This is a genomic window from Bradyrhizobium sp. USDA3516, assembly GCF_057651995.1.
The window spans coordinates 131,293-144,497 of the sequence record NZ_JBYGYN010000015.1 but is presented as its reverse complement, the minus strand read 5'-3'; the positions used below and the strand labels follow the sequence as shown (position 1 = coordinate 144,497).

Sequence of the window (13,205 nt, the reverse complement as noted above, 5' to 3'; positions counted from 1 at the left end):
AAGCGGCAGGCATAACCCATGGGTGTCTCCGAACCCTTCATCCGCCGGCCGATCGCGACCTCGCTGCTCGGCATTGCGCTTCTGATCGGCGGGCTGCTCGGCTATTTCGCGCTGCCGGTCTCGGCGCTGCCGCAGGTCGATTTCCCGACCGTGCAGGTGACGACGCAGCTGCCGGGCGCGAGTCCAGACGTGATCGCCTCGCTGATCACCGCGCCGCTGGAGCGGCAGCTCGGCCAGATCCCCTCGCTCTCGGCGATGAACTCGACGAGCTCGTTCGGCGTCAGCCAGATCTCGCTGCAGTTCGACCTCAACCGCGACATCGACGGGGCGACGCAGGACGTGCAGGCCGCGATCAATGCCGCCGCGGGCGTGCTGCCAAAGACGCTGCCTTACCCGCCGATCTACGCCAAGGTGAATCCGGCGGATGCACCGGTGATGACGCTGGCGCTGCGCTCGGACACGATCTCGCTGCGGGTGATGAGCGACATCGCCGACACCATTCTGGCACAGCGTTTGAGCCAGATCTCCGGCGTCGGGCGCGTCTCCGTGCTCGGCGGGCTGAAGCCGGCCGTGCGCATCCAGGCCGATCTGGCGCGCCTTGCAGCCTACGGCATCGCGATGGAAGATCTGCGCACCGCGATCGCCAATGCGAATGTGTCGGGACCGAAAGGCTCGCTCGACGGCGCACAGCAATCCTACATCATCGCCGCCAATGACCAGATCGCAGCCGCCGAGGCCTACAAGCCCGTCATCATCGCCTATCGCAACGGGTCGCCGGTGACCATTGCCGACGTCGCCCAGATCGTCGACGGCCTCGAGAACGAGCGCACCGGCGGCTGGTACCAGGGCACGCCGGCCGTCATCATCGACATTCAGCGCCAGCCGGGCGCCAACGTCATCGACGTCGTCAGCCAGATCCGCGCCGAGATCCCGAAACTGCAGCGCGCGATCCCGGCCGGCGTGAACCTCACCATCGTCTCCGACCGCACCGTCACCATCCGCGCCTCGGTGCGCGACGTACAATTCACGCTGGTGCTCGCCGTCGTGCTGGTGACGCTGGTGGTGCTGCTGTTCCTGCGTTCGTTGCGCGCGACCGTGATCGCCGGCGTCGCGCTGCCGCTGTCGCTGATCACGAGCTTCGGCGTCATGTATTTTGCCGGCTTCAGCCTCGACAATCTCTCGCTGATGGCGCTCACGATCGGCACCGGATTCGTCGTCGACGACGCCATCGTGATGATCGAAAACATCGTGCGCCACATGGAAAACGGCGACAGCGCGATGGAAGCCTCGCTCAAGGGCGCCAGCGAGATCGGCTTCACCGTGATCTCGCTGACGGTGTCGCTGATAGCCGTGTTCATCCCGCTCCTGTTCATGTCGGGCCTGGTCGGACGCATGTTCCGCGAATTCGCGCTGACCTTGACGATTGCGGTCGTGACATCGGCAGTGGTCTCGCTGACGCTGACGCCGATGATGTGCTCGCGGCTGCTCAAGCACGCGCACGAGGAGCTGGCGGTGCCGGGACTGGCCGCGATCAGCCGCTTCATCGACCGCACGGCGGATGCCTATCATCGCTCGCTTCTGTGGGTGCTGGAGCGCCAGCGCGCCACGCTGGTCGTCACCTTCGCCACGCTGATCGCGACCCTGGTGCTCTATGTCGTCGCGCCCAAGGGCTTCCTTCCGCTGCAGGACACCGCCTCGATTACCGCGGTGACGGAGGCCGGGCCCGACGTGTCGTTTACGGAGATGAAGAGACGGCAGGCCGAGGCGGCCGATGCCATCAGGGCCGACCCTGATGTGGTCGGCGTCGTCTCGGTGATCGGTGCGGGCTCCGTCAACCCGACCACGAATGTCGGCCGCCTCGTCATGAGCTTGCGGCCGCGCGGCGAGCGCCGCGACGATGTCGGCGTGGTCGTGACCCGGCTGAAGGAGCGGGTCTCCGGCATCCCCGGCATGACCGTCTATTTCCAGCCGGTGCAGGACGTGCAGATCTCGACCCAGTCGAGCCGCTCGCAATACCAGTACACGCTGACCGGCACCGATGCGACGCTGGTCTCGGAATGGGCGCGCAAGCTGGTTGCGGAGATGCGGCGCGATCCCTTGTTCCGGGACGTCTCCTCCGAAGCGCAGGAGGGCGGCCTGCGGGCGCAGCTCGACGTCGACCGCACGCGCGCCGGCCAGCTCGGCGTCAGCCTGCAAGCAATCACCGACACGTTGAACGATGCCTTCGCACAGCGGCAGATCTCGACCATCTACGGTCAGGCCAACCAGTACCGCGTGGTGCTGGAGGCGCTGCCGATGTACCAGCGCGATCCCTCGATCCTGTCGAAGCTCTATCTGCCGGGTGCCGCGAGCGCCACCGCCGGCGCGCCCAATGCGCAGGTGCCGCTGTCGGCCGTGGCGACGCTGAAGCGGACCACGGCGCCGCTGGCGATCTCGCACCAGGCGCAATTCCCGTCCGTTTCACTCAGCTTCAACCTGGCGCCGGGCGCGGCGCTCGGCGATGCCGTCGAAGCCGTGAAGGTGATCGAGACTCGTATCGGCATGCCGGGCAGCATCGTCGGCGTCTATGCCGGCGATGCCGCCGAATTTGCCAAGGCGCTCGCCGGTCAGCCCTGGCTGCTGCTCGCCGCCGTCATCACGATCTACATCGTGCTAGGGGTGCTCTACGAGAGCTATATCCATCCGATCACGATCCTGTCGACGCTTCCCTCGGCCGGCGTTGGCGCCATCCTGGCGCTGATGTTGTGCGGACAGGACCTCTCGGTGATCGGCCTGATCGGCATCATTCTCCTGATGGGCATCGTCAAGAAGAACGCGATCATGATGATCGACTTTGCGCTCGAGGCCGAGCGCGGGCGGGGGATGTCGCCGAACGAAGCGATCGTGCAGGCGTGTCTGTTGCGCTTCCGCCCGATCATGATGACGACGCTGGCGGCGCTGTTCGGGGCGCTGCCGCTGGCGATCGAAAGCGGCACCGGCGCCGAGCTGCGCTTTCCGCTCGGCATCTCCATCATTGGCGGCCTGCTGCTCAGCCAGCTCCTGACACTTTACACGACGCCCGTGATCTATCTGGCGCTCGACCGCATCAACCGCCGTCTCGAGCAGGCGGTGCCACCTGCCGGATCCGGCGGCCCGCCGGTCGCCGGCGCGACCGAGGGGATGCAGTGATGGCATCGATCTCGGAGCCCTTCATCCGCCGCCCGGTCGCGACCACGCTGCTGTCGATCGGGCTGTTCCTGCTGGGTGTCGTCGCCTACCGTTTCCTGCCCGTCGCCTCGGTCCCGAACGTCGACTTCCCCGCCATCTTCGTCTCCGCCAGCCGGCCCGGCGCCGATCCGTCCGTGATGGCGGCAACCGTGGCGTCGCCACTGGAGCGGCGGCTGGGAGAGATCGCCGGCATCAACCAGATCACCTCGACCTCGAGCCTCGGCACCACCAGCATCCAGCTCCAGTTCGACATCGGCCGCAACATCGACAAGGCCGCGCGCGACGTGCAGGCGGCCATCAACGCCGCGATGGTCGACCTGCCGAGCGACCTGCCGACGCTGCCGCGTTTCCGCAAGGCGAACACGGCCGGCGCACCCATCTTCGTGCTGGCGTTGACCTCAAAGACGATCTCTCCGTCGGCGATCTACGACGTCGCCGACAGCGTCTTGGCGCAACGCATCTCCCAGGTGCCGGGCGTCGGCAACGTATCGATCTCCGGTGCCGACCAGCCGGCCGTGCGCGTGCAGCTCAACCCGGTTGCGCTGTCCAATGCCGGAATCGGCACTGACGACGTGCGGACCGCGATCGTCGCCGCCAACGCGCTCGGCCCCGTCGGCATCTTCGAAGGCGAGCGTCAAAGCGAGACGCTGTCGCTGAACAAGCAGATGCGCACCGCGAAGGAGTTCCGCGACATCGTCATCAAGAGCTCGGGCGGCAATTTCGTACGGCTGTCGGACGTCGCCGACATCGAGGATTCCGTCCGCAACGTCCGCTCGATCGCCTGGTTCAACAGGCAACCGGCGGTTCTGATCCAGATCACCAAGCAGGGCGATGCCAACGTCATCGACACCGTCGACCGGGTCAAGGCGCTGATCCCCGAGCTGAAGCAGTGGATTCCGGCCGGTGTCGAGATCTCCACCCTGGTCGATCGGACCGGCACGATCCGCGCCAGCGTGCTGGACATGCAATGGACGCTGCTGGCGACGGCCGTCCTGGTGATGGTCGTCGTGTTCGTGTTCCTGCGGCGGCTGACGCCGACCATCGCCGCCGGCATCTCGGTGCCGCTGGCACTCGCCGGCACTTGCGCGGGCATGTGGGTCGCGGGCTTCTCCATCGACAATTTGTCGCTGATGGCGCTCGCCATCTCCGTCGGCTTCGTCGTCGACGACGCCATCGTGATGATCGAGAACATGTTCCGCAACCTCGAGCAAGGCATGCGGCCGTTGCGCGCGGCGCAGGAGGGCGCCAAGCAGATCGGCTTCACCGTGGTCTCGATCAGCCTGTCGCTGATCGCCGCCTTCACGCCGCTGATCTTCATGGACGGCGTCGTCGGCCGGCTCCTGCGCGAATTTTCGCTGACGCTGACCTTTGCCATCCTGGTCTCGACGCTGGTGTCGCTGACGGTTACGCCGATGATCTGCGCCCATTACATCCGGCAGACCACCTCCGGCACGGCAACGCTGTTCGACCGCATCATCGAAGGCGCGCTATCGCGCACCATCGCGTTCTACGCCCGCACCCTGCGCACCGTGCTGGAATTTCCGCTGCTGACGCTGCTGGTGTTCTTCGCCACCATCGCGCTCACGGTGACGCTCTACATCAAGGTCCCCAAAGGCTACTTCCCGACCGACGATTCCGGCCTCATCATCGGCGCGACGCGCGCCTCGGCGGACATCTCGTTCCAGTCCATGCTCGGCCTGCAGCAGCGGCTCGCCGAGATCGTGATGCGGGATCCGGCCGTGGCCGGCATCGGATCGACGGTCGGCAGCGGAGGCGGGGGCCCGGGTCCGGCAACCTCGAACCGCGGCACCATGTTCATCAGCCTGAAGCCGCCGGAGGAACGTGGCCACGTCTCGACTGAGGTCGTGATCGACCGGCTCAGGCGCGCGCTGTATCCCGTGCCCGGCATCCGCCTCTTCATGTTCGCCGCGCAGGACGTGCGGGCCGGCGGGCGTCAGAGCGATTCCGACTACCAATATACGCTCACCAGCACCGATCTCGGCCTGCTGCAGAAATGGGCGCCGATCGTGGCCAAGCGCCTGGAGAGCGTGGAGGGCATCACCGACATCTCCAGCGATCGCGACCCGGGCGGGCTGCAGCTGACGCTCGCCATCGACCGCCAGAAGGCGTCCGCGCTCGGCGTCAGGGTTCAGGACATCGACAACGCGCTGAACAACGCTTTCGCACAGCGCCAGATCTCCATCATCTATACCCAGCGCAACCAGTACATGACCGTGCTGGAGATCGACCCAAAGTTCCAGGTCGACCCTTCCAATCTCGATCGCATCTATGTCGCCGGCGCGGGAGACTCGCAGGTGCCGCTGTCGGCCGTGGTGCGCGCGAGCCGCGGACTCGCTGCGCTCGCCGTCTATCATTCGCAGTCGTTCCCATCGACCACGGTGTCCTTCAACCTGATGCCGGACGTGCCGCTTCAGGCGGCGACCCAGAACATCCAGCGTGCGGTCGACGAGTTGCACATGCCCGAAGGCATTCGCGGCAGCTTCGACGGCAATGCCGGCGACTTCGCCAGGACCAGCGGTCGCCAGCCGCTCCTGATCCTCGGCGCGCTGGTCGCGATGTATATCGTGCTCGGGGTGCTCTATGAGAGCCTCGCCCATCCGCTCACGATCATCTCGACACTGCCCTCGGCAGGCCTCGGTGCGCTGCTCGCCTTGCAGCTCACCAACACGCCGCTGACGGTGATCGCCTTCGTCGGCATCATCCTCTTGATCGGCATCGTCAAGAAGAACGGCATCATGATGGTGGACTTCGCGCTCGATGCCGAGCGGCAGCGCGGCCTGTCCTCGGCCGAGGCGATCTTCGAGGCCTGCCAGGCGCGCTTCCGCCCGATCCTGATGACGACCATGGCGGCGCTGTTTGCCGGCATTCCGCTGGTGATCGCGACCGGCCCCGGCACGGAGCTGCGCCGGCCGCTGGGCATCACCATCATCGGCGGCCTGTTTGTCTCGCAGATCCTGACGCTGTATACGACGCCCGTGATCTACCTCCTGATCGACCGCCTGCGGCGGCGATCCGAGCCGCGTCCGCTGGCGGCCCCGGCGGAATAGGTTGTTGCAGCGCCGCGTCAAGCGTATAGCGGCGATCATGTCCAATCCGCCCGACACCGCCGCCGCGCCGGCCGAGCCGATCCCCGAATGCCCGCATTGCCAGAAGCCGATGCCGCTCTGCATTTGCGACAGCGTGACGCCGATCGAGAACCGGCTCTCGCTCCTGATCCTGCAGCATCCGCAGGAACAGGACAGGGCGCTCGGCACGGCGCGGTTGCTGGCCAGGCATTTTGCCGATGCCACGGTGCGGGTCGGCCTGTCCTGGCCGAGCCTGTCCAAGGCGCTGGGACGGCCGGTCGAGAATGCGTCGCATTGGGCGGTGCTCTATCTCGGCTCGGCACGCGCGGCCGATCTCGATGCCGAAGTTGAGATCGTCGCGCTCAACCGCAAGGGCGAGGTCGCGGAGAACCAGCGCGCGATCCTCGGCAAGCTTGAAGGCGTGGTGCTGCTCGACGGCACCTGGAGCCAGGCCAAGGCGCTGTGGTGGCGCAATCCCTGGATGCTGAAATGCCAGCGCGTGATCCTCAATCCGGCGCATCCCTCTCGCTACGGGCGCCTGCGCAAGGAGCCGCGCCGCGACGGCCTCTCGACGATCGAAGCTGCCGCCACGATCCTCGCCGGCCTCGAGCGGCGCCCTGATATCGCCGCGACGCTTCATGCCAGTTTCGAACGGATGCTGGCTCGCTACCGCGAGGTCCAGGCCGAGATGCCGGAACTGGCACCCAAGCCCGTGCCCAAGGGCCGCCGACGCGACTTCCGGCGCGGCAAGCGTGCCTGATTTCGGCCGGACATTTCGCTGTGCCACCGGCGGGCCGCGGGGTTGCCTAAGCCATTGATCCCCTATATTGGTCCGCCCTTACGGGGCCACGTGGCGGAGTGGTTACGCAACGGTCTGCAAAACCGTGTACACCAGTTCAATTCTGGTCGTGGCCTCCATCACAAGTCTCTGATTTTCCGCAAAGTTTGGGCTTATGCGGCGGTTCCGCCGAGCCGCTCGCGCGCGCCAGCCTCCGGATTTGCCCGGGGCTTGGTGGAAAGGTGCGATTCAGGTCCTCTGGCATAGACTTCGCATCTGCGAAGAGACGCACCCAAACCCTGAGCTGGAGAGCACGTGGGCGACGTCGTTCGATTTGTCCCGAAATCCGAGCTGGAGCGGGCCCGCCTCATTGCCGAGGCGCGCGCGATCTATGACAGCATCTTCCCGCCGGCTGCACCCGACCGGGCGCCGCAGCAGGGCGAGGAACGCGTCAAGACTTGATCGGGGCTGCGCCGGTCCCCGGCGCTTGGTCATGCCGAACCGCCCGAATGGCGGACGCATCGGCTCACTTCAAGTGGCCTCAGCAGGCCGCGTACCAGCCGTCGGGAAAGGGCAGGAGCGGCCAGGCGCCCTCGTTGTCATTGGCAGCCTTGTCATTCGCCGCTTTGAGCGTCGAGTCGAAGCTCCACGAGCGGGGCACGAATTCCTCCACCGGCGCAGGCGCGAAATCCTCAAAGACCATGGCGTCCCGGACAGCATCCAGCAGCAAATTGAATTCGGCTTCGCTCATCACACCCTCGCAGAACGCGGACGGCGCAATGTCGCAAAGCCGGCTTGTTTCCGGATTGACCCGATCGTTCGCATTTTAGCGATGCGGCGATCGGGACCCGAATGGTTATCGATTCATGAAAATCCCCGCGGCAACCCTACGTGCCGCCGCTGCGCGGCGGGTGTGAAGGAGATCACATTCCCGGCGGTTTATTTCTCGTAACCCCTTTGCCCATGCCGGCCAATGCAGGCCGGCGCTGGCAGGGCAGAGCGGGAGACCGGTCATGAAGGCGAGGTTCTTGCGGTTTGCGGGCGTGAAAAGCCGGGCGCGAGGCGCCTCGACGGTCGGGCTGTTCCTGACGCTGTTTGCCTCCGCGGCTCATGCCCAGGGAACGGCGGAGCAGCGGCGGGCATGCACCCCCGACGTCTACCGGCTCTGCGCCGGCGAAATCCCCAACGTCCGCGCCATCACCGCCTGCCTGCGCCGGAACCGCGCCAGCCTCAGTGAGGGCTGCCGATCCGTGTTCGACCAGGCGGGTGGCTGAACGACCCCCTTGTGGGTTTGTGCGCAGCAAGTGCCTCGCATCGGCTCTTGAATCCGCAACAAGTACCCTGTGGATATGCTGTGGATTTGCTGCGGATCGATCTCGCCTTGCGCAGTCTGTTAGCGCGCGCCTCGAGAATGTCTCGTTCGAAAGTAGTCCGGATCGTTTCGTCGCAAGAGCTCCGCTCAATGGCGCGTCTAAAGTGATGGCCCACGGAATGCCCGCCGCATTTCATGTAAAATTGCAACCAGAGCGTGCAGGAAGTCTTGATCGTTCGTGGGTTAGGAGTGATCGCGCCCGGTTGAACGCAGTCCCGGACCGCGGCGACTAACCGGCAGAGTGCACAGGAATCAGAAGAACGTGATCGAGCTTCCTCTTCCTAAAGCACCAAAATGGTGCTTTAGTGCTTTCCATGAGCCAATCGTCCCGAAACGCGCCGTCCGCGCTGCGTTGCCGGCTTGCCCCTGACCCGGCCGCCAAGTCCGCCATCGAGGCGACATTCCAGGCCTATGACCGCATGATGGAAATCCTCGACGAGGTGGCGCGGCTCCACAATGTGGGTTCCAACGTGGTCCTGCTCCACGCGCATGCCTACGAGCCGATCCGCAAACAGACCGCGCTGCCTTCGCGGCTGGTGACGCTTGGGCTGCGCGACCGCACAGAGTATCGCGCCGCGCAAGGGCGCCGCCTGCCGCTCGACGACAAGCTCGCCAAGATCAAGGGGCCCGCCACCATTTCGATTGCAACCGTGCAGGGGCGCTTCAGCGTGCCCTTTGACTACGCCGGCTATGCCGAGGGCTGGGGACAGAGCGTGCCGGCGCGCCTCATCCGCACCGACGACGGTTTCGAAGTTCACTACGGCGTCACGCCGAACAGCCTGCCAGAGGAGGAGAACGCCATGGATAACATCGCCGCCGCTCCCGACAACTTCCTGTCCCGTGTCGGGCGCCTGATCGCCGGGATCGCGTATGATGCGATCGAGCAGGCGGAAGGCAAGAACAAGCTGAAGGTGGTCGGCCAGGCCATCCGCGAGATCGAGCGCGCCGAGACCGAAGCGCGCGAAGCGCTCGCCGCGGCGCGGGCCGAGGAATATCGCCTCAACGCACGCCGCAGCGAGATCGAGCGGGCGATGACCGATCTGACCGCCAAGATCGAGGCCGCGATCGCAGACGGGCGCGATGATCTCGCCCGCGCCGGCATTGCGCGGCAAATGGACCTGGAGGCGCAGTTCGAGGTGCTCTCCCGCGCCATCGACGAGAACAACGAGAAGATAGAGCAGTGCGTCACGTCGCTCCGCGCGGTGCTGTCGGCGCTCCAGGATGCCGAGCAGCGCCGCGCCGATCTCGAAAAGAGCGAGGCACAGGCCAGCCCGCAGGCATCGACGTCGTCCCGGAAGTCCGGCGGCACGTCGGCTGCCGCGAAGGCGCTGCGGGCGGGCCGGGCGGTGGCACGGGCCACCGGAGTGCCGCCGGGAATTCCTTATTCGAGCGACATCGACGAACTGAGCACGCTCCATCGCGACAAGGAAATTGCAGCGAGGCTGGCCCGGTTGAAGTCGGGCGCCTGAGTGCCGTGACATGAGCGCTCTGCTCGAACATGTCATGGCGCCTGAGGTCAGGCCGTTCGCGATTGCGGCGGCCATGATCGTCATCGTCGGCGCGGTCGAGGTGATCTCGATGCTGGTCGGGGCCTCCTTGAGCGAGATGCTCGGTACCAACATCGATTTTGCTCATCCCAGCGACAACGGCGTGCTCAACGTCATCTCCTGGATCAATGTCGGCGGCGTGCCGCTGTTGATATTCCTGCTGCTGCTGCTCGGCGCCTTCTCCATCACCGGCTTTCTGATCCAGGACCTCGCGCGAATGGTTGCGGGCCCCTTGCCGGCGACGGTCGCCTCGATCGGGGCCGTCGCCGCATCGGTTCCGCTGGTCCGCGTTGCCAGCCGTGCCATCGCGCGGATCATTCCCAAGGACGAAAGCTACGTCGTCGGCTTGGGGGATCTCGTCGGTCGCATCGGGGAGGTCGTCGTTGGTCCGCTCGACCAGGGGCCGCCCGGCCGCGTCAGCGTCGCCGACATCCACGGCAACCGCCATTTCGTCTCGGCGGTCGCGGCGCCGTCCTCGGCACCTTTGCCGCAGGGAACCATGGTCCTCCTGGTCGACCGCGATGGCACGCGCTTCGTCGCGGTGAAGGCCGACGATGAACTCAAGCCGTCCAAGCCCACTCTAAGCAATTAGCAAGTCCCACAGCGGAGAAAGCCATGTTCGACATCGCAGTCCCGGCCGTGATCGGCGTCGCGCTGATCGTCGTCCTGGGGATCGTCTTCACCATCCTCTACAAGCGCGCCACCCGCGACGAGGCCTTCGTGCGCACCGGGCTCGGCGGCAAGAAGGTCGTGCTCGACGGCGGCGCCATGATCCTGCCGATCTTCCACTCCTATGCCAGCGTCAATCTGAAGACGCTGCGCCTCACCGTCGAGCGCAAGGAGCGGGAATCCCTCATCACCAAGGACCGCCTGCGTGTCGACATCGTTGCCGAGTTCTACGTCCGCGTCCGTCCCGACGAGGAGAGTATCGCGCTCGCGAGCCAGACGCTCGGCGCATTGACAAATGACGCCGAGGCGCTGCGCAACCAGGTCGAGGCGAAATTCGTCGACGGCCTGCGCTCGGTCGCCGCGACCATGAGCATCCTAGAGCTTCAGGAGAAGCGCTCGGATTTCGTCAAGCACGTGCAGTCCACGGTCGAGTCCGACGTGAAGTCGAACGGCCTCGAGCTGGAATCGGTGTCGCTGACCAAGCTCGACCAGACTGACGTCAAGTTCTTCAACCCGGAGAATTTCTTCGACGCCGAAGGTCTCACCCAATTGAAGACCGTCACCGAAACCCGGCGGCGCGATCGAAACGCCATCGTCCGCGACAATGAGGTGGCGATCGCGCAAAAGGATCTCGAAGCGCGACAGCAGACCCTTGGGATCGAGCGGACCAAGAAGGAAGCCGAGCTCTCCCAGGAGCGCGACATCGCCAACAAGACGGCGAGCACCCGCGCCGAGGTCGCGACCGCGACGCAAACCGCGCGTCTGACCGAGGAGAACGCTCGCATCGACACCGATCGTGCGGTTGCCGAGAAGGAGGCGGGCGCCAAGCAGGTCAAGGAAACCGCGGTGATCGAGTCGGAGCTGGCGATCAACAAGCGCAAGACCGACGCCCAGCGCGAGATCCAGATCGCGACGCAGGAGAACGAAATCCAGATCGCGGCGAAGAGCAAGGAGACGTCGGAAGCCGTCGCCGAAGCCAAGACCGCCGAGGCGCTGGCCGTCTCCGCGGAGGAAAAGGTCGTCACCGCGCGCGCCATCGAGGTCGCCGATCGTGCCCGCCTGACCCAGGTGCTGGCCGCGCGCACCGAGGCCGAACGCAAGTCGACCGAGCTGATCGTCGCCGCCGAGGCCGAGAAGAAAGCCTCGCTCGATCGCGCCGAGGCCGTCAAGACGCTGGCCACCGCGGAAGCCGAATCCAACAAGATCAAGGCAGTCGGTGTCCGCAACATCGGCGAGGCGGAAGCCGCCGTCATCACCATGAAGAACGAGGCGCAGAACAAGCTCGGCAGCAACGTCATCGATTTCGAGATCGCCAAGAAGCGGATCGAGACCATGCCGGCCGCGCTGGCCGAGATGGTGAAGCCGATCGCGAACCTCAAGGACGTCCGCATCCTGCACACCGGCGGCGCGTTCGGCGGCAACGGCGCGAGCGGAGGCAATGTCGGCTTCGGCGAAGGTCTGGCCGGCGAGCTGCTCAAGGTCCATGCGCTGCGTCCGATGATCGACGAGATCCTGCGCCAGAGCGGCTTTGCGCCGGGCGACGATCCGGTGAAGGCGCTGGTCGGCGCCGTGACGGGAAAGAGCAATGGCGCGGCCGTGCCGGCACCAGTAGCGGAGAAAACAAACGCCGCCGAACTGTGAATGCCCGTTCATTGCTGCGGAGAATTCGAAACGATAAACAGGCGGGGCGCGTCTCGCGTCGCGCGAATGTTCCGGAGTGCAGATCGATCGTGCCTTGAGTCGCTCGATCCCGCTCCGGACTTGTCTTGAGGCAACGTTTTGTTTGCCACGGCGCCTACCGTCGATCGATGTCGGGCGCCGAGACCTGTTTCGATCGGAGAATTTCCCAATGAAGCAATTTCTGTCTGGACTGATCGCCATCGGCCTGTCGATCGCCGCCGCGCCGTCGCTTGCGGCCGATGCCCGCAACGTTACCGTCGTCAACGAGACCGGCTATGCCATCAAGTTCCTCGGCTTCAACGCGCCGGATGATGGGCTGGACGAATGGGAGAACGAGCTCGACAAGGTGTTGCAGAACCAGGCCAGCACTTATGTGGAGTTCGACGACGACGACGAAGGCTGCGTCTGGAACATCCGGGTCGACTGGAAGAACTATGACGAGTCGGTGCTGTGGAAGAACGTCAATCTCTGCAAGCTCACCGCGCTCCGCTTGCGCTACGACCCCGGCACCAAGACCACCTCGTTCCTGGCGGAATAGCCCTTGCCCGGCTCGGCCGGAGGAGAGGCCATTCCTGGCCTCTCCCGGGCGCGTTGCGGATGACGACGAATTCGTCCTTTGCAAGCGCAAGCGGCTTTGTTATACGCAGCCGCGCGCGAACGAACGGTTCGCCCTTTTCCTCGGTAGCTCAGCGGTAGAGCATCCGACTGTTAATCGGATGGTCGCTGGTTCGAATCCAGCCCGGGGAGCCAAATCTTACCGAAAACTCAATAGCTTGCGCTCGCATCCTCATGCGGTGCGCGATCTTCGCCTGAATTTTTGAGCACTGCATCGGGGTGCAGCAGGAATCGGTCTCAAACACATTTGT

At 65.3% G+C, this 13,205-nt stretch carries 10 protein-coding genes and 2 tRNA genes; 11 read left to right on the top strand and 1 reads right to left on the bottom strand.

Annotation, left to right across the window (positions count from 1 at the left end; translation table 11 throughout):
• Positions 1 to 18 precede the first annotated feature (18 nt).
• The 5 genes from AC24YW_RS34640 (at position 19) to AC24YW_RS34620 (ending at position 7,533) form a co-directional block, all read left to right on the top strand.
• Positions 19 to 3,168, top strand: a complete 3,150-nt coding sequence (locus AC24YW_RS34640) for an efflux RND transporter permease subunit (RefSeq protein WP_487486901.1) — start codon at positions 19 to 21, stop codon at positions 3,166 to 3,168.
• Positions 3,168 to 6,275, top strand: coding sequence for an efflux RND transporter permease subunit (locus AC24YW_RS34635; RefSeq protein WP_487486900.1), 3,108 nt, complete (start codon positions 3,168 to 3,170; stop codon positions 6,273 to 6,275). Before AC24YW_RS34640 ends, AC24YW_RS34635 begins: the two co-directional genes overlap by 1 nt.
• 37 nt (positions 6,276 to 6,312) lie before the next feature.
• Positions 6,313 to 7,053 carry a tRNA-uridine aminocarboxypropyltransferase gene (locus tag AC24YW_RS34630; RefSeq protein WP_487486920.1) on the top strand — a complete coding sequence of 247 codons (741 nt, stop codon included), beginning with the start codon at positions 6,313 to 6,315 and terminating at the stop codon, positions 7,051 to 7,053.
• Between the two features lie 84 nt (positions 7,054 to 7,137).
• A tRNA-Cys gene (locus AC24YW_RS34625) sits at positions 7,138 to 7,211 on the top strand.
• 175 nt (positions 7,212 to 7,386) lie between these two features.
• A complete protein-coding gene (locus tag AC24YW_RS34620) occupies positions 7,387 to 7,533 on the top strand; it encodes a hypothetical protein (protein WP_167361661.1) in 147 nt (48 codons plus the stop codon).
• A gap of 79 nt (positions 7,534 to 7,612) precedes the next feature.
• Here AC24YW_RS34620 and AC24YW_RS34615 read toward each other — a convergent pair whose 3' ends face one another.
• A complete protein-coding gene (locus AC24YW_RS34615; protein ID WP_487486899.1) occupies positions 7,613 to 7,822 on the bottom strand; it encodes a hypothetical protein in 210 nt (69 codons plus the stop codon).
• 262 nt (positions 7,823 to 8,084) lie between these two features.
• On the opposite strand from AC24YW_RS34615, the gene AC24YW_RS34610 reads away from it, so the two are divergent.
• The 6 genes from AC24YW_RS34610 to AC24YW_RS34585 all read left to right on the top strand — a co-directional run bounded on the left by AC24YW_RS34610 (position 8,085) and on the right by AC24YW_RS34585 (position 13,089).
• Complete coding sequence (locus AC24YW_RS34610) at positions 8,085 to 8,345, top strand: hypothetical protein (protein ID WP_487486898.1); 261 nt, start codon at positions 8,085 to 8,087, stop codon at positions 8,343 to 8,345.
• Between the two features lie 403 nt (positions 8,346 to 8,748).
• The gene (locus AC24YW_RS34605; RefSeq protein ID WP_487486897.1) at positions 8,749 to 9,912 is read left to right on the top strand and encodes a PspA/IM30 family protein; all 1,164 of its coding nucleotides are present in this window, start codon (positions 8,749 to 8,751) and stop codon (positions 9,910 to 9,912) included.
• Between the two features lie 10 nt (positions 9,913 to 9,922).
• On the top strand, positions 9,923 to 10,582 hold the full coding sequence (locus tag AC24YW_RS34600; RefSeq protein ID WP_487486896.1) for an OB-fold-containig protein: 660 nt from the start codon (positions 9,923 to 9,925) through the stop codon (positions 10,580 to 10,582).
• Between the two features lie 23 nt (positions 10,583 to 10,605).
• Entirely contained in the window at positions 10,606 to 12,300 is a 1,695-nt protein-coding gene (locus AC24YW_RS34595) for a flotillin family protein (protein ID WP_487486895.1), read from the top strand.
• A 208-nt stretch (positions 12,301 to 12,508) separates the two neighbouring features.
• Positions 12,509 to 12,877 (top strand): hypothetical protein, encoded by a 369-nt coding sequence (locus AC24YW_RS34590; RefSeq protein ID WP_275517129.1) that lies wholly within the window; start codon positions 12,509 to 12,511, stop codon positions 12,875 to 12,877.
• 137 nt (positions 12,878 to 13,014) lie between these two features.
• Positions 13,015 to 13,089 (top strand) — tRNA-Asn (locus tag AC24YW_RS34585).
• Positions 13,090 to 13,205: the final 116 nt, after the last annotated feature.